This window comes from Paenibacillus sp. YAF4_2, from assembly GCF_052113225.1.
In the GTDB taxonomy this organism is placed as follows: Bacteria; Bacillota; Bacilli; order Paenibacillales; family Paenibacillaceae; genus Pristimantibacillus.
Genome location: NZ_JBFRCT010000002.1, coordinates 659,174 through 681,197, shown reverse-complemented (window position 1 = coordinate 681,197; position 22,024 = coordinate 659,174). Strand labels below are relative to the sequence as shown.

General features: G+C 46.4%; 24 protein-coding genes. All 24 read right to left on the bottom strand.

The window, feature by feature from the left end; all coding sequences use genetic code 11:
* Positions 1-136 precede the first annotated feature (136 nt).
* Entirely contained in the window at positions 137-556 is a 420-nt protein-coding gene (locus AB4Y93_RS07305) for a DUF2487 family protein (protein ID WP_441890398.1), read from the bottom strand.
* Between the two features lie 147 nt (positions 557-703).
* Positions 704-886, bottom strand: a complete 183-nt coding sequence (locus tag AB4Y93_RS07300) for an IDEAL domain-containing protein (RefSeq protein WP_167273144.1) — start codon at positions 884-886, stop codon at positions 704-706.
* Between the two features lie 214 nt (positions 887-1,100).
* A complete protein-coding gene (locus AB4Y93_RS07295) occupies positions 1,101-2,288 on the bottom strand; it encodes a hypothetical protein (protein ID WP_441890396.1) in 1,188 nt (395 codons plus the stop codon).
* 1,047 nt (positions 2,289-3,335) lie between these two features.
* The gene (locus AB4Y93_RS07290; protein ID WP_441890394.1) at positions 3,336-3,941 is read right to left on the bottom strand and encodes a histidine phosphatase family protein; all 606 of its coding nucleotides are present in this window, start codon (positions 3,939-3,941) and stop codon (positions 3,336-3,338) included.
* Positions 3,942-4,068: 127 nt separating this feature from the next.
* On the bottom strand, positions 4,069-4,671 hold the full coding sequence (locus tag AB4Y93_RS07285) for an anti-sigma factor family protein (protein WP_441890392.1): 603 nt from the start codon (positions 4,669-4,671) through the stop codon (positions 4,069-4,071).
* Entirely contained in the window at positions 4,668-5,264 is a 597-nt protein-coding gene (locus AB4Y93_RS07280; protein ID WP_167273126.1) for an RNA polymerase sigma factor, read from the bottom strand. The genes AB4Y93_RS07285 and AB4Y93_RS07280 overlap by 4 nt, the downstream gene beginning before the upstream one ends.
* Before the next feature lie 582 nt (positions 5,265-5,846).
* Positions 5,847-6,938: a prephenate dehydrogenase gene (locus AB4Y93_RS07275; RefSeq protein ID WP_441890390.1), complete on the bottom strand. Its 1,092-nt coding sequence runs from the start codon at positions 6,936-6,938 to the stop codon at positions 5,847-5,849.
* Positions 6,939-6,942: 4 nt separating this feature from the next.
* Positions 6,943-8,040 carry a histidinol-phosphate transaminase gene (gene hisC / locus AB4Y93_RS07270; protein ID WP_441890388.1) on the bottom strand — a complete coding sequence of 366 codons (1,098 nt, stop codon included), beginning with the start codon at positions 8,038-8,040 and terminating at the stop codon, positions 6,943-6,945.
* A 186-nt stretch (positions 8,041-8,226) separates the two neighbouring features.
* On the bottom strand, positions 8,227-9,033 hold the full coding sequence (trpA, locus tag AB4Y93_RS07265) for a tryptophan synthase subunit alpha (protein ID WP_441890386.1): 807 nt from the start codon (positions 9,031-9,033) through the stop codon (positions 8,227-8,229).
* Positions 9,030-10,226 (bottom strand): tryptophan synthase subunit beta, encoded by a 1,197-nt coding sequence (trpB, locus tag AB4Y93_RS07260; protein ID WP_441890384.1) that lies wholly within the window; start codon positions 10,224-10,226, stop codon positions 9,030-9,032. Before trpB ends, trpA begins: the two co-directional genes overlap by 4 nt.
* Complete coding sequence (locus tag AB4Y93_RS07255) at positions 10,207-10,884, bottom strand: phosphoribosylanthranilate isomerase (protein ID WP_441890382.1); 678 nt, start codon at positions 10,882-10,884, stop codon at positions 10,207-10,209. The genes trpB and AB4Y93_RS07255 overlap by 20 nt, the downstream gene beginning before the upstream one ends.
* Positions 10,881-11,684, bottom strand: coding sequence for an indole-3-glycerol phosphate synthase TrpC (trpC, locus tag AB4Y93_RS07250; protein ID WP_441890380.1), 804 nt, complete (start codon positions 11,682-11,684; stop codon positions 10,881-10,883). The genes AB4Y93_RS07255 and trpC overlap by 4 nt, the downstream gene beginning before the upstream one ends.
* Positions 11,674-12,726 carry an anthranilate phosphoribosyltransferase gene (gene trpD / locus AB4Y93_RS07245; RefSeq protein WP_441890378.1) on the bottom strand — a complete coding sequence of 351 codons (1,053 nt, stop codon included), beginning with the start codon at positions 12,724-12,726 and terminating at the stop codon, positions 11,674-11,676. The genes trpC and trpD overlap by 11 nt, the downstream gene beginning before the upstream one ends.
* Position 12,727: 1 nt before the next feature.
* Positions 12,728-14,290 (bottom strand): anthranilate synthase component I, encoded by a 1,563-nt coding sequence (gene trpE, locus AB4Y93_RS07240; RefSeq protein ID WP_441890376.1) that lies wholly within the window; start codon positions 14,288-14,290, stop codon positions 12,728-12,730.
* Between the two features lie 358 nt (positions 14,291-14,648).
* Positions 14,649-15,020: a chorismate mutase gene (gene aroH, locus AB4Y93_RS07235; RefSeq protein WP_441890374.1), complete on the bottom strand. Its 372-nt coding sequence runs from the start codon at positions 15,018-15,020 to the stop codon at positions 14,649-14,651.
* Between the two features lie 4 nt (positions 15,021-15,024).
* Positions 15,025-16,119 carry a 3-dehydroquinate synthase gene (gene aroB / locus AB4Y93_RS07230; RefSeq protein ID WP_441890372.1) on the bottom strand — a complete coding sequence of 365 codons (1,095 nt, stop codon included), beginning with the start codon at positions 16,117-16,119 and terminating at the stop codon, positions 15,025-15,027.
* 168 nt (positions 16,120-16,287) lie between these two features.
* On the bottom strand, positions 16,288-16,449 hold the full coding sequence (locus tag AB4Y93_RS07225; RefSeq protein WP_441890370.1) for a hypothetical protein: 162 nt from the start codon (positions 16,447-16,449) through the stop codon (positions 16,288-16,290).
* 73 nt (positions 16,450-16,522) lie between these two features.
* Positions 16,523-17,308 (bottom strand): CheR family methyltransferase, encoded by a 786-nt coding sequence (locus AB4Y93_RS07220; protein WP_441890368.1) that lies wholly within the window; start codon positions 17,306-17,308, stop codon positions 16,523-16,525.
* A 31-nt stretch (positions 17,309-17,339) separates the two neighbouring features.
* Positions 17,340-17,783, bottom strand: a complete 444-nt coding sequence (gene ndk / locus AB4Y93_RS07215) for a nucleoside-diphosphate kinase (RefSeq protein WP_441890366.1) — start codon at positions 17,781-17,783, stop codon at positions 17,340-17,342.
* 155 nt (positions 17,784-17,938) lie between these two features.
* Complete coding sequence (locus AB4Y93_RS07210; protein WP_441890364.1) at positions 17,939-18,913, bottom strand: polyprenyl synthetase family protein; 975 nt, start codon at positions 18,911-18,913, stop codon at positions 17,939-17,941.
* A 4-nt stretch (positions 18,914-18,917) separates the two neighbouring features.
* On the bottom strand, positions 18,918-19,778 hold the full coding sequence (locus AB4Y93_RS07205) for a menaquinone biosynthesis protein (RefSeq protein ID WP_441890362.1): 861 nt from the start codon (positions 19,776-19,778) through the stop codon (positions 18,918-18,920).
* Positions 19,759-20,403 (bottom strand): UbiX family flavin prenyltransferase, encoded by a 645-nt coding sequence (locus AB4Y93_RS07200; protein ID WP_441890360.1) that lies wholly within the window; start codon positions 20,401-20,403, stop codon positions 19,759-19,761. The genes AB4Y93_RS07205 and AB4Y93_RS07200 overlap by 20 nt, the downstream gene beginning before the upstream one ends.
* Entirely contained in the window at positions 20,397-21,272 is an 876-nt protein-coding gene (locus tag AB4Y93_RS07195; protein ID WP_441890358.1) for a UbiA-like polyprenyltransferase, read from the bottom strand. The genes AB4Y93_RS07200 and AB4Y93_RS07195 overlap by 7 nt, the downstream gene beginning before the upstream one ends.
* The gene (locus AB4Y93_RS07190) at positions 21,269-22,009 is read right to left on the bottom strand and encodes a demethylmenaquinone methyltransferase (RefSeq protein ID WP_441890356.1); all 741 of its coding nucleotides are present in this window, start codon (positions 22,007-22,009) and stop codon (positions 21,269-21,271) included. Before AB4Y93_RS07190 ends, AB4Y93_RS07195 begins: the two co-directional genes overlap by 4 nt.
* Positions 22,010-22,024 lie beyond the last annotated feature (15 nt).

Here is a 22,024-nt window from a genome sequence, read left to right as displayed (position 1 = left end):
CGCGATTTGTTTACCTATAAAATGCCATTCATAAATTTGTTGGCAATTTGTCACAATTAACCTTGCCATAACTTTTGTTTCCCCAAATCCCATTTTTTTTATTCAAAAAAGACCTTGTCCAGAGCTTGGCTTCCGACTAGGATTCGCCGCGATTCCACATTGCCACCACTGCTTTTGACACAGATGACGCAGTTGGAGCCGCTCCATCTTGATCCGGGTATATGATTAGATCCGCTTCCGGGGATGTCAGCCCTTCTTGATTCTTCGCGGAAAGGACAATGACAAAACGGAATCCTGTTTCCTTCAATGAACGGCAAACTCGTGAGACAATGTTCTGATCAGTGCCATCGCTTATGTAATGCAGTGCAGGATAGGTAACGATCCTTCCTTTAAACGGAATTTCGATCAGATCCATAACATCCCTCAATTGTTCAAGCGCTACTCGCGCTTCATGAGGCTGTTCTATTCCCGTCATGCCGGTTACCGGCAGCAAACAAGTGTCCAGATATGGCTTAAGCTCGTCCCATTGTTCATCTGCAATATCGCTAAACTTCATTCCTGCTCCCTCTCCCTGCTTAAATTGAACCTATCCTCTATGTTACCCATAAAGGGGGATCTTGCCAATCATTGCAACAAAAAAACTCCCGCAGCTATGACGGATTGCTTGCCTCCATCATAGGGCGGAAGTTTCTATTTGCGTAAATTAGCTTTTCAATTGATTTAATTGAGCGGCTAAACGGTAGAACGTATCCTCGTCCCCAACGGCTAACGCTTGATCAATCCCTTTGTAAATCTGATCGGAGCGAAATTTGTGAACGGCTTCATCTAATACCATTTCCGCAGCTAAACCTAGCATTGCTTCATACGCAACTTTCATTTTGTCCATAGGATACACCTCCAAACCGGCGTTTAAGAGATCCTATCGTCTTCGACTTTCGTCACGCGGTGATTAAAGTGAAAGAGTATAGGTCAACTTACTTCGTTCTCTGTCACAATCGAACCGGCTCCTACTTTAAGCATATTCACCATTCTGCGCGCCGATAAGTACGATTGCCCCCATTCCAATTAATATGCCATCGCCTAGTTGGTTTCATAGAATTCTAATAGAGAAACATACGATCTTGATCTTCGAGGCTTACCCCTGCGATAAGCGCTCTTCCCATTTTCGTCATCCGGACAACTGGTCCATGCTCCTGATGTTCACCAACACGCAGCATGCCGAGATGCACCATCATCCCAATCAGTCGAACATCGAGTACCATATCCGCCGAATCATAATAGAACGGCTTAATGAAGGGTACTAGCACTTTACGCAGCGATGCGACTGTAACCCATTGCTCAGCCAAACTGTTCATCCAATGAACGAGTGCCAGCAAATTAGGGATAGGTCCTTTGTAGAGTTTCAACCAAAACTTATACAGCTGTTCCATTTCATTAACCGGTTTGTTATGCAGCCGCTCTTCACCAATTGTTGATAGAGCAAGTACCAGATTATTGTCTGCGAAATACTTCATATAGCTGCAGTAGTCATAAAGGAGAGACATCCGGTTCGGATAATGATGGAAATGTCGGCCGTATCCGAAGCGCCATTCGCCTTTGGATGGCAGCTCCTCCTGGATAGCTAGCTTCTCTAATACTTGTCCGCTGAAGCGTTTGTACATTGATCCATCTGCAGACAACTGCACTTCGTTGTGATAAATATAATGAAGCAGATGATATATATCTTCCTGTACAAGCATCTGCTCATCCCGATACACTTGCGGCTCATCCGTATAATGCAGCTCAGCCGCGAATTTTTTTCGGAGCGTATCACGAAATCTTGTCCTTAGATCCTGCGGAACTTGGAACATATAACGGTTCGTTCCCGTTACACCATTAAACAGCCATCCCTGATGCTTGAACCTGGAAATCATCTCCCGCGGTCCGCTTTCTTTAGGCGCTTCTGCCTCTGCCTGCTTTTTCTTTGAGGTACGCTTCGTTTTTTTCTGCGGCGGCGGTTCTTCGGCTGGCGGCTCAAGTTCACCAAACTTGCTTTGCTGAACCCTCGCTACAAGCTCTTCTAGACTGAAAGAATCTCTCGATTCGAACAGCAAGGAGTTCAAGAACCGCATTTCGTCCAGTTTCATACTGCTGATCTGCGCTTCAAATACATCTTTCCGACTTACGGTTGAGAGAATAGACTGAATCAAATCATTTTTGGAGTGACCATTGCACTCACATTGATACACGGTAGCAATCCGGCTTAATTGCTGAATATCAGCATAGCCCAGCATATCCGACAAATTCATTAAATCTCTCCTTTCCGTAAATACCCGCGCCGCCTAAGCTCTGCTTCGCGAGCTTGTTATTTGATTCGCTAGCAATAATTAGTATCATTATGGGAAAATATTTGAATTTTTAAAACTACTTGTGTGAAAAAGGTTTACATCGCGGTTGGAGAGGGACTGCGCTAGGAAATGTTCTTCGATCGCCATTGATTCCGGATCCCCTTCGATTAGATGTCAAAAGGTTAGGAATCCGGTAATCAAAAGCGAACGCTTCGCTTCTACAGAACATTTCCTTGCTCCGCCCGCCCTCCTTCGCTCGTTTACACACAAAAACCATTTAAAATTCAAAAGCAAGGACAGCAAATAGGGCTGCCATTTATTTGGCAGCCCTTAATTTAATTAGCTATGCGCGCATAGACTTTGCAAGTAAATGTTCTTCGATCGCCATTGATTCCGGATCCCCTTCGATTAGATGTCAAAAGGTTAGGAATCCGGTAATCAAAAGCGAGCGCTTCGCTTCTACAGAACATTTCCTTGCTCCGTCCCCCCCCTTTCGGCTAGATTCACGCAAATTCGGCAGCCCGATTTGATTTAGTCAATTCTGCCCATTTGTAAATGAATCTGCTTTAATCCTCATAATGTCATGACCACGCACGTTGGATTTTCTCCAACGTAATTTTTCTTTCTGCCTGCCCAGTATCCATACGTTGGATTCCCTCCAACCTAATTCATCTGCAACGAGGTTACTGGAGCTTTTGAGTCCATCTGACTGCATCAAATCCAACATAGGTGAGCTAGTAACAGCAATACAGCGATCATGTTGGATGAAATCCAGCATAGTACTTCGGAACAACAAAAATAGGGCTGCCAGCAAATCGGCAGCCCATAACTTCTTAAAACAAAATAATTGACGAGGGAATGATCGGCGAATGTATCTCCTGGAGGAGCGCAGCGCTCGCCTTTGTCATTTTGAATACACAAATAACATCTCATCAAAATTCAAAATGACAACAGCGACCGGAAGGAGATACATTCCCGAGATTGACCCCGTAGTCGATCAAACGAAGATCACTTCTCCAAACTCGGTACTTCCTGCTCCTGCTCCAAATGACGAGTACAATTATACAACAATGGTTCCCACTGCTCGTCCTTCAACTGAAGAATCGAATAGGATAAATTACCTAGATGCTGCTTCTCCATATTGGCACATAACGTATCGAACATCTGCGCGAGGAATCCGCCATGAGAAACCACAAGCAGCCGTCCTTCCGGCTTGCGCTGCTGCCACTCCGCTATAAAAGCTAGGCCGCGGGTACGGACTTCCTCATCGGATTCTAGTCCTCCTGCAACCTCACGCCAATTTTCTCCCCAGCGGTCAATTCGCTCTTGTAAGATAAGCCCTTCGACTTCGCCAAAATTTCTTTCCCGTAATCTTGAATCCCCATCAAGAAGAGGAATATTAAGCTTTTCTGCAATTACAGAGGCAGTCTGTCGAGCCCGCTTCAGATCACTGGAAATAACAGCATCCCACAGCTTCTCATCATGGCTTAACCGGTCGGCTAGTGCATTCGCCTGCTTGATTCCGAGTTCATTTAAAGGTATATCCGTTTGACCTTGAATTTTACCTAGCGCATTCCAATCGGTATTTCCGTGTCGAACCATTCCAATAATCATCTTACTCTCCCTGCTTTCCTCCGGAAATGAGAAAACCCCTATCGTGGTCATTCGATGATTGACGACCGCGGTTAGAGGTAAAATAACAGAAGCGCAAAAGGGACTTCGCATGTCCTAAGGTTTTGCATTAGCTTCGAGTTCTAGACAACCAGTTCAATATTAATAATGACATAACTACACCCAGAAGCGATAGAGCAATCCAATATTGCGGAAAGGTCGGGACGACCTGCAGCACGAATGGATCACTGACACTCGCCATAGGCACTTCAAATTCAGCACTGATAACGAAGTCACTGCCAGATGCATTTGCTGTATCCATTAAACCAGTCAGCTGTGCCATCTTCTCTTCGGAAGTGCCATTCTCATTGCCGTTAATGAAGAAAATCAATGTACAAGTAAAAATAGTCAGACATGCGGCCAGAACAATGGCTAAGTTACGTCGGAAGGCAGGCGAAAAATGATAGCTTTTCTGAGATACGGGCAACAGCCACGATTGTTCAGCATATATGCGATCCATGACGCTGCGATTCACATGTTCCATTTGAGCACTGACAACCTCGTCTTCTTCCGAAAGCATACGTATCATTTCTTCGCTTTCTTCCCATAGACGGTATTGTTCCGCACAGTGCTCACAATCGAGCAAATGAGCTTCCATCGCTTCACGCTCGACGTCTTCCTCAGAAAAATTCCCGAAGAAATCGAACTTGTCTTGTACGTCATCGCATTTCATCGTGTGTTCATCCCCTCGTATTCTTCCATCATCGGCGATTCGCCAAAATAAGGCTCAAGCTGCGTCTTTACGCTGGCTCTTGCCCGGAATAACAACGATTTTACAGAACTCACCGTTTGACCCAAGATATTAGCAATCTCTTGATAGTCGAGCTGATCATATTCCCTCAGAATGAGTGCTGAGCGTTGTTTCTCAGGTAAATTATTAATGGCTTCCCGAACCATCGCCATTCGCTCACTGCGCAGCACATGCTGCTCAGGCACCTGGTCAGGCGGGGCCGCAGGCATCATATTAGACTCGTCTAATGGTACATGAGCCGACTTTTGCTTACGCAGCTCACTTAGTACCGTATTTCGTGCAATCGTATACAGCCATGTCGAAAAAGAAGCATCTACCTCACGAAAAGAATGAAGGCTTCGATATGCTTTATAGAAAGTTTCTGAGCACAAATCCTCCGCTAGCAGCTCCAGCTTTGCACTCTTCAACATATGGTAGATAAAAGATAATATCTTTCGTTGGTAACGTCGCATCAGCTCAGAGTAGAGCTCGATGTTTCCGTCCTTGATCTCACGTATTAATTGGGAATCAGTCATGACAGGCGAACCTCCTCACCTGCGAATTCTTCTTCCCAGTTCGATTATGTAACATTGTACCGAACCGGAAGCGAAAAGTTGCGGTCATTATCATTAAAATTTTCAATAAATACGATGTATGTAATTCGATGCTCAATAGTCAAATTCCTTCTTCTTTCGACAAAAAGGGTTTTCATCCATATTTTAACAACAGGACTGTCATTACGTATTGTAACATACCTACCTGCATTAGTCTTAAAAAATAAATAAACTCTCATTTCTTTAAAAGCAGGAATTTGTCGGAATAACAAGGATATGCTTGTCCAATAAAATGAACAAAAAAAAACCACTCCGAAGAGTGGTCAGCGTTCATGATGAACACTATAGTTTTGGATAGGAGTGGAGAGAAACCATACTGTACTTTTATTATATGTATACGCTTCCACTAAGTCAATGCTTTTTTTGAAAACGCTTAAAAATTTTTTCGAAAGCGTTATCGGCTATATCATTCTTAGGGAGCATCCAACGATTAGCGGTGAACAGCCTTGTATAGAGAAATCATTATCCTTTTTATATGCAACAAAAAAAACCTCTTTCGAGGTTTTATTGGCGAACGGTATATCCGGTTTTATCGAGCAGCTGCATCGCTTGATCCAGATCTTCCTGCGTACGAAAAGATAATCGCAGAACACCAGGAACATCTTCTCTGCTCTCAATGATATTAATATTGCTAAGATTAATCCGGGCACTGCCAAGCTCACTAGCGATGTTGCCGATAATCCCTGGATGATCGGGAACGTCCACATAACAATCGTATAAAGAATGAATTATCCCTTTGCGGCGCTCCGGCAATTTGCTGCGGAATTCACCTGCCGTCTGGAAGGCTTCCTCAATTGCATCACCGTCATGGGATTCAAGCATAACTGCGAATCGCTCGACCTCAGCATTCCAATCCTTCAGAAGCTTAAGAAGCACTTCACGGTTATTAACGAGAATGTCCCGCCAAACAACCGGGTCACTGGCTGCAATTCTCGTAATGTCACGGAATCCACCTGCCGCGAGCAATTCGTACAGACCATTATTCTCATTGTAGCCACGAATTTGATTAACGAGCGCTACTGCGATCATGTGTGGAAGATGGCTGATCGCCCCAACAATCTCGTCATGTGATTTAGCATCCACGCTTACAAGATGAGCTCTTGTATGCACAAGCAGATTTCTAAGGCGTTCCAAATCATTTACTGATGTTGATTCATCAGGTGTAAGAACATAGAAGGCATTCTCGAACAGATTTGTAGACGCCGCTTCTACACCGGAGCGCTCAGAGCCTGCCATGGGATGGCCGCCGATAAACGTTGCTCCGTTCAGCTCCAGTCTTCTGCCGCATTCAGCAACTGAAGCTTTCGTGCTGCCGACATCTGTAATAATACAGCCAGGCTTCAAATTAAGCTTGCTGAGTTCCGTTACATACTCCTCAAGGTTGCCTACAGGCACGCATAGGAAGATAAAATCGGCTCCCTCAGCTGCTTCCTGCAAGGAAGTCGTTGCAAAGTCTACGACTCCCCGCTTCATATATTTCTCTACAGAGGATTGACGGTTCGAATATCCGACTACCGTTAGACCAGGCTTGCCTTTAAAGCAAAGCGCTAGTGATCCTCCAATTAATCCTACTCCAAATATCGCGATCTTCGTCATAAGGCTATCCGCGCACCGCCGCTTCTTGAAGAACTTGCTCGAAAGCGGCAATAAACTTCTCGTTCTGTTCCGGAGTGCCTATAGATACACGAATATAGGTCGGATAATACGTCCAACGCGGTCTCACAATAAGGCCCTTGCGAAGCAACGCTTGGAATACTTCACCGGACGGAAGTTTCGCATCCACCATAATGAAGTTACCAAATGCAGGGAAATATTTCAGACCAAGCCGATCGAATTGACTGTAGAAATATTTAATTCCCGCATTGTTCTGTTCACGGCAGAACTTGACAAAGTCATCATCAACTATGGAAGCTGTCGCTGCAACCTGTCCAAGGCGGTTCGTATTAAACGGTTCTCGAATTTGATTCATATATTGAATCACATCCGCATGACCAATCCCGTAACCGATCCGAAGCGATGCCAATCCATAAATTTTGGAGAATGTGCGCAGGACGATCAAATTACGATAATTCTTCAGAAGCTGGATCCCATCCGGGAAACCTGGCTCATCAACAAACTCGCAATATGCCTCATCCAGAACAACAAGAACATCTTTAGGCACTTGATCGAGGAATGCAGTAAGCTCATCTTCCTTGACAATAGTACCTGTCGGATTGTTCGGGTTACATACCCATACGAGCTTTGTACGGTCGTTAATCTTGGCAAGCATAGCCGGGAAATCATGTTTTCCGTTGTTCAAAGGTACTTCAATAATGCGCGCATTCTCAATTTCGGCATTATGCTTATATTGGGAGAACGTTTCATCTGCCATGATCGTTTCATCGCCAGGTGCGAGATAAGTGCGGCAAAGCATAAGTATAATGTCACTTGATCCGTTTCCGAAAATAATCTGGTTAGACTCTACTCCAAACTTTTTCGCAACCGCTGCATTCAGCTCAAAGCTGGCACCGTCCGGATATGTGGCAATTTGACCTAACTCATTTATGATAGCTGCTTTCGCCAGTTCGGAATAACCAAACGGGTTCTCGTTGGAAGCAAGCTTAATTACTTCCTCTAATCCAAGCTCTCTCTTAACGTCCTCAACCGGTTTCCCTGGCTGATAAACAGGGAGTTGCACAATATTGCTTTTTGGCTGCATCGCCATTCACCTCTTTGTCTTATTGGCTAACTGCATGTTTTCTATTGTCTCACATCTCGTAAAGGTTTTAAAGGGTAGGCAAGTAAATTAGGACAGAATATGACAAAGGTACTGTCCTTTGAAGACTTCATTTGCGCAAATAGAAGCATAGAAAAAGGACAGAGCGGTTTGCTCTGTCCTAACTCACTAGCCCTTTAATCCAGCAACAAACTCGCGGATTTGTGCAAGCCCTGCTTCCCTTTGCTTCTCATCGGTCAGAAGGGGCAGTGATTCTTCGATCTTACGAACGATGGCACTGCCAACAACAACGCCGTCACAGATGTTCTCAAAGCGCTGAACCTGCTCACGGCTCGAAATGCCGAAACCTACCGCAATCGGCAGCTCGGTTGCTTCACGTACTGTAGCAAGGAAATCATCTATACCGCTGTGGAACTCTGCACGTACACCAGTAACGCCCAGCGACGATACACAATAAACGAAGCCACGCGCTTTACGCGAGATCCGAACGACACGATCTTTCGAAGTTGGAGCAACAAGCGGAATGAGATGAACGCCTTTTGCTTCTGCCAATTGACGAACTTCTTCATCCTCTTCAATCGGAAGATCCGGAATGATCAGGCCGCTGATTCCTTTTTCTACAACCAGGTTCATGAACGGTTCCAGGCCGAACTGCAGCACGGGATTGAAGTAAGTAAACAAAATAAATGGCATTTGAACGCCGGCTTCACGTGCCTGTGCCGCTGTTTCAATACAGTCCAGAATCGAGATACGGTTCTGCAGCGCCCGCTCAGATGCCCGTTGGATAACCGGACCGTCTGCCAGTGGGTCTGAATAAGGAACACCTAGCTCCACCATGTTGGCGCCAGCTTGCTCGAGCTCTTTAATAATGGCAATAGATGTCGGGATATCAGGATCCCCGATCGTTAAGAAAGGAATGAGTGCCGTCTTTCCTTCTTGCTTCAATTTTGCAAAAGCAGCATCAATCAAATTCATGCCTCTGCACCTCCCAGATATCCCATGATTGCTTCTACGTCTTTATCACCGCGGCCGGACAAGCTTACAACTACGATCTTATCTTGATCGAGTGTTGGAGCAAGCTTTATCGTTTGGGCGATCGCATGAGCCGATTCCAAAGCAGGGATAATGCCTTCTGTGCGAGACAACAGCTGAAGCGCATCAAGCGCTTCTGCGTCCGTAATCGGGAAGTACTCTGCACGGCCGGAATCCTTCAAGTAAGCATGCTCGGGACCAATACCAGGGTAATCCAGACCCGCTGAGATTGAATGTGCCGGCTGTACCTGACCAAACTTATCCTGCAGCAAGTAGCTGAATGATCCTTGGAACACGCCGTGGCTGCCCATCGTCATCGTTGCTGCATGTTCTTCTGTATCAATACCGCGTCCTGCCGCTTCGACCCCAACAAGACGAACGGAATCATCTCCAATAAACGGATAGAAAATACCAATGGCATTGCTGCCGCCGCCTACAGCTGCAACAATGTAATCTGGAAGACGTTCTTCTACTTCCACGATTTGTTTACGGGATTCATCCCCAATAATCCGCTGGAAGTCGCGAACCATCATTGGATATGGATGCGGACCTGTGGCAGAACCAAGAATGTAGAACGTATCCTCTACATGACTGACCCAGTAGCGGAGCGTTTCATTACAAGCGTCTTTAAGTGTACGCGTGCCGGATAGTACAGGAACAACCTCTGCCCCTAGCAGCTGCATACGGAATACGTTCAGCTGCTGGCGCTTCATGTCTTCCTCGCCCATAAACACTTTGCATTCCAGACCAAGCAATGCTGCAACGGTAGCTGATGCTACACCATGCTGACCTGCGCCAGTTTCAGCGATAACCTTTGTTTTGCCCATACGCTTCGCAAGAACAGCCTGCCCAATCGTATTATTGATCTTATGAGCGCCTGTATGATTCAAGTCTTCACGCTTCAGGTAAATCTTAGCGCCGCCAAGATGCTGGCTTAACCGTTCCGCATAATAAAGCGGAGTTGGACGACCTGAATATTTGTGAAGCAGATCATGTACTTCTTGCTGGAAAGCAGGATCCTGCGAATAATGTTTATAAGCTTCTTCCAGCTCCAGCAAAGCATTCATCAGCGTCTCTGGTACATACCGTCCGCCGAATTTGCCAAAGCGCCCGTTATCATCTGGTACTTGGTTCATGTTCAATCACCTTTCCAACGAATAATCTTATTTTCTCGATGTCTTTATGTCCGTTTGTCTCGACTCCACTCGATACATCAATACCATCAACCTGATTACCTGCGAGAAGCTCGCCTACATTGCCTGAATTCAAACCTCCAGCTACATAAAGAGGTACTTGGATCGCTGCAGCAGCCTTCTGATATTCCGAGATAACCTGCCAATCAAATGTTTGGCCAGTACCGCCGCCAGCCGTATCAATCAATAAAGCGTCAATCGCACCTTCAAAAGGGGATACTCGTTCGGCCGCACTTTGTCCGTCTTTTCCAATGGACATAACCTTCCATACCTTGACGGGAAAACTACTCTTCACCAATCGGCTGAACTCCGGTGATTCTTGACCATGCAGCTGCACCACATCAAGCGGAGCTTTGACCAAAATATGTTCCAGCTCGTTAAGATCCGGGTTGACGAATACACCAACCGTTAGTGGTGCCTTACCATTGGCAGCTTTCAGCTGCTTCGCTGAATGAATGAGGCTGGCAGCTGTCTCCGGATCAACTTGACGTTTGCTAGGAGCAAATACAAATCCTATCTCATGGAAAGGAAGTCCCTCCATCGCTTCTATCGTTGCCGAATCCTTTAAACCACAAATCTTGATTCTTGGCGTTGCTGTCATCCTTGCGTCACCTTCACCGGTCCCATAAGATCAATAACCGCTTGTCCAGCATCCGGCTGGCGCATGAAGTGCTCGCCAATTAGTACACCATTTGCTCCTACCGTTTGCAAATAATCCATGTCCTTGCGACCAGCGATCCCGCTTTCACTAATAACGGTAACTCCTGCTGGCATCAAATCAATTAACGACTCTGTCGTATGCAGATCGGTAACGAATGATTTCAAGTCCCGATTGTTTACGCCAATAAGCGTCGCTTTATCGAGTTCTAGAACACGTTCCAACTCTTCCCGGTCATGGACTTCGACCAGAACGTCCATACCAAGAGATCTGGCCGTATCATATAACGCCGATAATTCAGATGAAGTGAGAATTGCTGCTATTAATAGTACAGCATCTGCGCCAATTAGACGAGCCTCATACACTTGACGATAGTCAATAATGAAGTCTTTGCGGAGAAGAGGAATACTCACTGTCTCTTTAATCAAGCTTAAGTATTCGTTAGAGCCTTGGAAATAATCGCGATCAGTTAATACGGATATACAATCCGCACCTGCGCGCTCATAAGCAGCAGCAAGCTGTGCTGGATGAAAATCTGGACGAATAAGGCCTTTGGAAGGCGATGCCTTTTTCACTTCTGCAATTAAACCAATCTCCCGCTTACGGCCAGTTGTTAGCGCACGCTCGAAGCCGCGGCATTCCGGCAGCAAAGCAATTTGTCGTTCATAATCCGAAAGCTGAAACTGGGAAGCGAGATGAGCAACCTCTTCCCGCTTCGTAACTACGATTTTATCAAGAAACATGAGCCAACTCTCCTGTCGTTTGAATAAGCTTAAGCAATTGTTGCTCTGCTTTGCCGGAATCAATCATCTCGGCCGCAATAGCAACTCCTTCTTGCAACGAATCTGCATGGCCGCCTACATATATGCATGCACCTGCGTTAGCGAGGACGATATCACGGTAAGCACCACGCTGCTGACCGCTGAAGATCCCTCGAATAATCGAAGCATTGGTAGCAGCGTCCCCGCCTATTACTTCAGAGATCGGGTAACGGGTCAGACCAAGATCTTCCGGTGTAAGCTCGTATGTCACCACTTCACCATTCCGAAGTTCAGAAATTCGTGTAGGTGCCGAAATACTAATCTCATCGAGTCCGTCGATACTGCTGACGACCATCGCACGTTTAACCCCAAGCTCATTCAGCACAGCCGCAATCGTAGCTGTCTTCGTACGGTCATACAGACCGATCAGTTGACGATCTGCTCCAGCGGGATTCGCTAACGGACCCAGCATATTGAAGATCGTACGAACGCCAAGTTCACGGCGAGGAGCAGCCGCATGTTTCAGCGAAGGATGATACAGCATAGCGAACATAAAACAAATACCGATCTGATGGAGACATTCAGCAGCTTGCTCAGGCGTCAATGTGATTTGTACGCCTAAAGCTTCAAGAACATCTGCACTTCCTGCTTTGCCGGACATTGCACGGTTGCCATGTTTGGCGACACGGATGCCAGCTGCAGATGCAATAATAGCGGATGCGGTAGATATATTGAATTTATGAATGCCTGAGCCGCCTGTACCACAAGTATCCAGTAAACCTTCCTGCTTCGTTTGGACATGGCTCGAATGCTCACGCATAGCTTCCGCAAATCCTGTAATTTCGTCTTTCGTCTCGCCTTTCATACGAAGGGCTGTAGCTACCCCTGCAATTTGTGCAGATGTTGCATTACCACTCATAATGAAATCCATAACCGACCGAGCTTCTTCACGTGTCAGATCAGTGCTGCTCACAAGCTTATTTAGTGCCCCTTGCATCGTCATTGATTCTGTCATCAAACTCATTTTACAACACCTCTCCACTCGTCACATAGTAATCTGTGTTAACCGCCTGCTCGGCCGTATTGTTCCGTTTACCAAAAATCGCTTCTGCTGCCCGAATCGCCTTCAAGCTTGCTTTAGCTTTATTGACTGTTTCCATATATTCACTCTCAGGTACGGAGTCCCATACGATTCCCGCCCCACTCTGTACATATGCTTTTCCGTTCTTAAACACAATCGTACGGATTGTAATACAGGTATCCAGCGATCCGCCAAAGCCTAAATAACCAATCGCGCCTGCATAAGCGCCTCTCGCTTCATTTTCAAGCTCAGCAATAATCTCCATTGCCCGCAGCTTAGGCGCACCCGACACAGTCCCCGCTGGTAAACAAGACAGGAAGGCATCAAAGAAATCCCTATCCTCACGAAGCTTGCCCGATACATTAGATACGATGTGCATAACATGCGAATACCGTTCAATCTCCATAAAGGAGTCGCAGCGTACCGAACCAAATTCAGATACACGGCCAATATCATTACGTCCTAGGTCAACCAGCATCAAATGCTCCGCACGTTCCTTCTCATCAGCGAGCAGCTCCACCTCAAGTGCCTTATCCTCTTCCGGCGTCTTGCCGCGTGGCCTTGTTCCGGCAATCGGACGCGTCTCTACCTTACGGTTGCCATCAACCTTCACAAGTGCCTCCGGCGAAGTACCTACGATAACTTCATCTCCCATTTTCAAATAGTACATATAAGGTGATGGGTTCATCGTACGTAATACGCGATAGACATGCAGCGGATCAATGTCCGTCTCGATACTGAAGCGTTGGGATAATACAACTTGGAAAATATCTCCTGAGCGAATATATTCTTTGGCCTGCTCAATATTCGAGATGAACTGCTCCTTGGTCAGGTTCGATTGTACATCACCAAGCTCTGGGTCATTCGGAATCGTCCCTCCGGTCATAACCGGAACCTTTAGCGGCTGCTGCAAACGTTCAATCGTTGCTTCGATCTTCTCTACAGCACGATTATAAGCTTTCTCGATAGCTGCGTCGGTTGCTGCATGCGGGATATGAACGTTGCCGATGATTTGAAGCTGCTGCTTGAAATGGTCGAATACGATGACTTGATCGCAGAACATAAATTGCAAATCATTCATTTGCAGATCATCAATTCGATGCTTTGGCAGATTCTCATAGTATTGAAGCAGATCATAACCAAAGTAACCAATTGCTCCACCAGTAAATGGAGGAAGTTCTGGCAGCGAGGGGCTGCGATAGCCGCGAAGCTGAGCTTTCAAGAGCTCAATTGGCTTCTCATCGAATACTTGTTTATCCCCGTTATGTTCGAGTATCATCTTGCCGTTCTTACCGTACAGCATCATGAAAGGATCCGTTCCGATAAACGAGTATCTAGCCCATTTCACACCACCTTCAACACTCTCCAGCAGAAAGGCATGCTGCTCTTTCGCAAAATGCTGGAACAAGCGAATTGGTGTTTCTGTATCGGCAAGCATATAGCGAACAATTGGGATGATATTATACTGGTCGGCCAGTTTCGTTACTTGCTGCAATTCATTTGTCATGGGGGGTTCCTCCTCATAGCTTCGTACCGGAAGCGGCAACGAGCATTCTTTCGTTTGAATGGGGAAGGGCATTAAAAAAGCCCCTGCGGGCGCAGGGGCGTTGAATGTAAGATGATGACAATTGAGATTGCACGCAAATAAAGAATAGACCTAAGGCGCATAACAGCATCATGCCATTCCTTGCGCTTTTAGATAACAAACCTTCTACTCTCTTCTTCACTGCACTCGTCTCTGCTCTTCTCATCTCTACTCAACTATAAAGCCTGCTACCTCAACTAAAACCTGTCTCTTGTCTTGCGTCTCTTCTGTACTATTTATTATTAGTTCTCAATATACTACCGATTAGGCTGTACGTCAATTATGATTTTTTTGATAAATCAGGGCGAAGCACACGTGCGCCAGCTAAGTACACATGATTAATTTCTGCCTGCGACTTATCGGTATTATAATGAATCATGAATCGGATACAACGTTCCAGACTGCCTTTAACCGGCACTTCCAGTGCACACATTAAAGGGACAAGATCCCATCCAGCCATCTGGCGGATAGCGATCGCAGGGAATGTATCATCTAAATCCTGGGTAACCGTAATAAATACGCTGCCGATTTCGCTTGGGTCAATTTCATTTTGCTTCACGATTTCGTTCAACAACTCAAGGGTCGCTTGCAACATCTGTTCTTTCTCATTAGCTTCTACGGTAATTGCTCCGCGAATTCCTCTTACACTCATCTTCTTACGCCTCCAGTTTCAATTGCTCAACAATGTCTCGTACCCAAGCAGACTGAACATCCTTCTTAATGTCCACTTTGCCGATCTCTGCTGGTACAACAAACACCATTGTACTCTCGCTGAATTTCTTATCGTGCATCATTGCATCCATAATGGCATCCACATCGAAATGCTCCGGCAGTTTAACCGGCAGGCCAACTTTAGACAGTACACGTTTGGTTGTTGTATAGACTTCCTCAGGTGCACCATAACGCAATCCAAGCTTGGCTGATCCAATCATACCGATCGAGATCGCTTCACCGTGCAGCAGCTCTCCATAGCCGGCAACTGCCTCAAGCGCGTGCCCAATCGTATGACCAAGATTTAGAATGGCCCGAAGGTCATTCTCGCGTTCATCCTTAGATACTACAGCAGCTTTCACACTGCATCCTTTAAATAAGGCATATCCGAGCGCATCCGGCTCGAGAGCCAGAAGCCGGTCCGCATTGTCTTCACACCATGCCGTAAATTCTGCATCCCAGATCAGTCCATGCTTCACGACTTCGGACAACCCAGCACTAACTTCTCTAGGAGGAAGCGACTGCAGCGTATTCAAATCGTACAAGACCATTTCCGGCTGATGAAATGCGCCAATAATGTTCTTCGCGAGCGGATGGTTAACCGCAACCTTGCCGCCGACACTGGAATCATGTGCGAGAATGGTTGTTGGGATTTGCACAAATTTAACTCCGCGCATATAAGATGCCGCTACAAACCCAGCTAAGTCGCCTACAACACCGCCGCCAAGAGCGACAATGGCAGATTTTCGGTCAAGTCCAGCTTTCAGCGCTTTCGTTACGAGGCCTTCCAGCATGGTCAAAGACTTCGAGCTTTCACCTGCAGGAACTACTGCACTTGCTACTGTAAATCCAGCTTCACGCAGATTGTTCTCGAGCGGCTCCAAATATTGCGGGGCTACACGTTCATCCGTAATAATAAGAAGTGGTGATTTCATGCTGATTTGGTGCTTTTTGAAATAAGCTGGAGCCTCCTGCAAGAGACCTTCGCCGATATAAATGGGATAAGAGCGTTCGCCAAGCTCAACTTTCAGTTCGCGCATGATTAATACCATCCTAACTGTGTATATTCCGAGCGTTTTATTATGTAAACATCTTTGCTCATTATAGTACAGGCTGTATACTTTGACAAGAAATGAGGGCTGTCTGTAATCGTTCAAAAAAAGGCGGATGTTACAGTCATCACTGACTGTAACATCCGCCTTGTCTAACTAGCTGTTCACAAATCGTTTGCTCGTATCCAGCTCCGTCTTAAATACCATCTGATTCATCAAATTCGGTAATTGACGACTATCGAGACCGAGAATTTGAGCACATTCATGAATGGATATGATCCCGCTTCGGTAAGCATGAATCACTTGTCGCTTGTCCATCTTCACCCTCCAATTAAGTTTCGGTTACCACTAGTATTGGAGTCGATGGAAAACGGTATACATGAAATGAAAATTACCCGTCGATTCGTCTGTAGAAGAAGGTATCTGCCGATTCAAAACCATATTGAGAAGGCGAGAAAATTTGTTCTGTGCTTCCGACGAAGAGTAATCCACCGGGACGAAGGGCTGCTGCGAATTTTTGATATAATAAGTGCTTGGCTTCTTCTGTGAAATAAATCATAACATTACGGCAAACGATGAGATCAAAGGAATGGTCGAAGGCATCATGCAGCAGGTTCTGCTGTTTGAACTGGATGGCGTTCTTGAGCTTATCCGACACCGCATACATTCCCTCATCAGGCTGAAAATATTTCTGTCGGAACGCCGGCGGGACATCACGAAGGGAGCGTTCCAAATATTGTCCTTCCTTCGCTTTCTCCAGAACAACCGTATCCAAATCAGTCGCAGTTACCGATGCCTTGCCAAGTGCACCAAGCTCTGAGAGAATCATCGCGATTGTGTAAGGCTCTTCTCCCGTCGAGCAAGCCGCACTCCATACTTTAAGCCGTTCGCTGCGCTGCAGCATCTCCGGCAGGAAGCGGCTTTGCAGCACTTCCCACCGGTTCGGGTTACGCCAGAACTCTGAGACATTAATCGTCATCCGATCCAAAAATTCATTCAACAGACTCCGATTCTGCTCAATAGCCCGCCAATACAGTTCGAACGTATCGTAACCATGTTTTTGCCGCAAAGTCGTAAGCCGCCGCTTCATCTGTGCTTCTTTATATTGCGATAAATCGATGTTCGTCTTATCCTTCATTCTTTGTATAAAAAGATTGAAATCCAGATCCTCCGACATAGCCGCCTCCAGTACTACAGCTCGAGAAAAATTAGATCCAGCGCTGTATCGTATGTTCGTAATCTACAAGCTGCTCAGGAGAGAAAAAATTAGCAATTTCCCTCGCCGCGCTTTCCGGTGAATCCGATCCATGAATCAAGTTTAAGTTCGTATGTACGGCAAAATCTGAACGAATGGTGCCTGGGAAAGCATCAACCGCATCCGTCTTGCCAATCATCGCACGAGTCAGGGCAATGACATTGTCACCTTGCCACACCATTGCAAAGGAAGGGCCAGCTGTAATAAAGGTAAGCAGCGGCTCGTAGAAGGGTTTGCCTTTATGTTCAGCATAATGGCTCTCCGCTAGTTCTCTGCTTACAACCATAAACTTAGCAGCAACGAGCTTCAAACCTTTCCGCTCAAACCTCGACATAATTTCACCGATAAGGCCGCGCTGCACGCCATCTGGTTTAATCATCAAAAATGTTCTTTCCATTAGGTTCCCTCCTAAAAAGAATTGCGAAGCAATTCTTGCTTCGTAAGCATTAACTTAAAGAATTGCGAAGTAATTCTTGCTTCGTAAGCATTAACTTAAAGAATTGCGAAGCGATTCTTGCTTCGTAAGCATTAACTTAAAGAATTGCGAAGCCTTTAATAATTACGTTTTCCTACGAAATGCGCAATGTCGATCAAGTTCTTCTTCGCCCCGATACCAGGCAATCCCTCCAGAGCATGCAAAGCTTTCTTAATATAGTCATCGGCAAGTTGTTCTGCCAGTTTAATGCCTTTACTACTTTTAATAAGCGTAATGGCCGGCTTAGTATCAACATTACCGTTATGCTCCCGAATAATACGGATCTGCTCTAGCAGCGGTTCGCGTACCTTCTCATCCTGTAGCGCCAGGATAACCGGCAGCGTAATGTTGCCTTGACGAATATCCGATCCCGGGGGTTTACCAATCTGTTTCTCGGTGCCAAACAAATCAAGCATATCATCACGAATTTGGAACGTCATTCCAACATTATAGCCATACCGATATAACCGGTTCACCGTATCACGGTCTGCACCTGCGGCTGCTGCACCAAGTTGACAGCTGATTGCAATAAGAAGTGCCGTCTTACGCCTGATGCGCAGCAAGTAATCCCGGATTGATTGTTCTGTGTTGAAAAAATACCGGATTTGCTCCATCTCGCCAATACTCATCTGGACCAATGATTTCGACAGCATCTGGTGGATAAAAGGATCTTCCAGTTCTGTCACAATCGTAAGCGCCTTGCCGAAAATAAAATCACCCGTGTACATGGCAATCCGGTTATCCCATTTGGATTTAACGGTGAGTTGTCCGCGCCGTGTCGATGCATCATCGATGACATCGTCATGTACCAGAGAAGACATATGAATGAGTTCCAGAGGTACGGCAACCTTCGTCAATTTATCCAGATCGTATTGGCCGAACTTGCCCGAAAGCAGCACGAAGACGGGACGCAGGCGCTTCCCCCCTGCCTTCAGCAGGTGAAGAGACGTCTCGCTAAGCAGTTCATCACCGAACGTTATACTTCGTTCCAGCTCCTGCTCGATTCGGTTCATATCGCCTTTTAACTTTGCGAAAATATCTAATAGTTTCATTCTTTCACCTGTTCGGCAGAGATTCTTCTTTATAAAAATGCAGGCTTACCTCATGGTCCAGCAAACCAAGTTCCTTCGCATAACGGAAATATAAGGTCAAACCCTCTTGCTGCTTTTGCCCAAAATCATAATTCAGGCTTGTGAAGTACATTTGCCAATAAGCAGGATCTCCGCCAAGCTGTTCGCAAGCCTTATCAATAAGCGGATTAAGATTGTCTACACTTTGTTCTTTGCTGGCTGTGAAGGCTCTGTACAAACGCTGGAAAGCTTCAGGAGAAGACTCCACTGCTTCTTTGCGTGCTGCTACAACTGCGTACGTCATAGCAAGTCCCGTCCAGAGATTCCACACTTCACCCAGATCAATAACTGTTAGACCTTTGCTATCCCATGACTCGCGAATCGCCGGGTCCCCAATTAGTAGGGCAGCATCTGCCGATTGAAGCATCTGCTCGAGATTAGGTTCAGCGGGTTCGTATACAGGATCAAGCTCATAATACTTTTTCATCAATATTTTAAGTAAATTAACCGAGGTTGCAGAAGCCGTTGTTACTGCAATGCGCTTAGGTGGAGACAACTCGATTGGTTCCTTCAGGAATAGAAGGATTGAATTTACTTTGCCCTCAGAGCCCACCGATAAATGCGGCAGAAGAATATAATCTTGATCATTCATCCCATAAGCATAAGAAGATACAGCCGAAACTTGTATCTCCCCTTCTCGCAGCAGCCGGTTAAGCTCCGCAGGTACCTTCAGTACAACATTAATGCCTGCTTGTTCGGTGTATTCTTCAAGATAGTGAAATAACGGCCATGCATTTGCATAGTCAATACGTCCGACACGGAGCGGCTCATTCGGTCTGCCCATCATGATGTTCATCTCCCCATCTTCTAAATAATTGATGCTCGATCGCCATGTTATCAAGCACTTTGCCGACAAGGAAATTAATCATTTCGTCCATAGATTGCGGTTTATAATAAAAGGCCGGCATAGCCGGAATGATTCTTACCCCAAGGCGTGCCAGCGTCAGCATGTTCTCCAAATGAATCGCATGGAGCGGTGTTTCGCGCGGTACGATGATCAGCTTGCGTCCTTCCTTCAGCATGACATCCGCTGCGCGGGTCAGCAGATCATCCGAGATCCCTCTAGCCATAGAGGCCAAGGAACCCATCGAGCAAGGTACGATAGCCATTCCCTCCACCAGGAAGGAGCCGCTTGCAATACTGGCGCCTATATCGGCGTTCGGATGAAATACCAGTCTGCCAGAAGTTAGCGCTTCTCCAAAATGTTTCTCCAGAGCTGCCTGCCGACGTGACGTATCCCATCCCAGCTCTTCCTTAAGCACACGCCAGCCCGCTTCCGTCACAACGACATGAACAAGGTAGTCTGACTGAAGCAGTTCTTCGATAAGCCGTATGCCGTAGATGGATCCACTGGCACCTGTGATACCAACTACCCAACGTTTGGGTCTAGCTTCTTTCGTCCGTTCTACCATTGATGCACCGCCAGCAAATCAACCATCGCGAATACGAACAGGACTACACTAAGCGTACCATTCATCCCGAAAAATGCAATTTGTACACGGGACAGGTCATTTGGACGTACCAGCCAGTGCTGATAGAACAGCATAACAATCGATGCAACTGTACCAATCAAGTAGACCCAGCTCAGCTCGGTCATCCAGAACAAAGCAAAGAACCCGATTGCTGTTACAACGTGGAAGCATCTAGCGATCCATAGAGCACCAGAAAGGCCAAACCGGGCAGGAATAGAATGCAGACCGTTATCACGGTCATATTCGTAATCCTGTGTCGCATAGACGATATCGAAGCCGGCGATCCAGAGCGCTACCGTGAAGTACAGCACCCACGCCGAAGCATTCAAAGAACCCGTAACAGCGACCCAGCCGCCAAGTGGAGACAATGCGATGGTGAGGCCAAGAAAAACATGGCAGAGCCACGTAATTCTTTTCATATACGAGTAGAGCACAAGCATTGCAACCGCAATTGGCATCAGCTTCATCGCGATTGGGTCCAGATTCGCCGCTGCCACAAAGAGCAGGACAAACGAGACGATAATAAATAATAAGACCTCAAACGATTTGAGGAGGCCAGCTGGCAGCGCCCTTTGTGCCGTTCTTGGATTAGCTTTATCGATAGCTTTATCAATAACCCGGTTAAGACTCATTGCCGCGCTGCGGGCACCAACCATTGCAAGTGCAATCCAGCCGATCTCTCCCCAGGTTGGCAGCCGTTTCTCAACCGCTAATGTGCCAAGTACTGCACCCATAAAGGCGAATGGAAGTGCAAACACGGAATGCTCAAATTTTATCATTTCCAAAATAATACGAAGTTTGCGAATCATTGCTGTGATTTCTCCTTTGTACCGATGTGAAGTGCCGCTATTCCACCGGTCAGTGGATAAGCTTGTACTCCATTTAATCCAGCTTGACGGAATAATTCGGACAGCTGCTTGGCATCCGGGAACAGCTTCAAGGAATCCGGAAGCCACTTGTATTCGTCGAATCTCTTCGCCACCCATTTGCCCATCATCGGAAGCATACGTTCGAAGTATAAGTAGTACAGCCCTTTAAATGGCTGCCACATCGGCTTCGACAGCTCTAGGCACACAACCATGCCCCCAGGCTTAACGACCCGTTCCATCTCCTTCAGAACCTGCAAGTAATCCGGAACGTTCCGAAGACCAAAGCCTATCGTGACATAGTCAAAGGAATTATCGGCAAAAGGCAGCTCCATCGCATTCCCTTGAATAAGTGTAATCTGCTCCTTAAGGCCTTCCTTCTGCAGCTTAACCGCTCCCACATCGAGCATATTCTGACTGAAGTCGAGCCCGGTTATATGGCCGGTGACGCTTGCTTTCGCAATGGCAATCGTCCAGTCACAGGTACCGCAGCACAGATCAAGTGCTGTCTGACTCGGCTGGACGTTCATTTTCCGCATCGTAAACTTTCTCCAGGCTTTATGCCGGCGGAAGCTGAGCAGATCGTTCATCATATCGTATTTCGGTGCAATGTTCTCAAAGAGCGCATGCACATGTTCTTTCGAGCTAGAACTGGAGCTGGAGTTTGCTTTTGCGTTCATCTGTTGTTCCCCTCA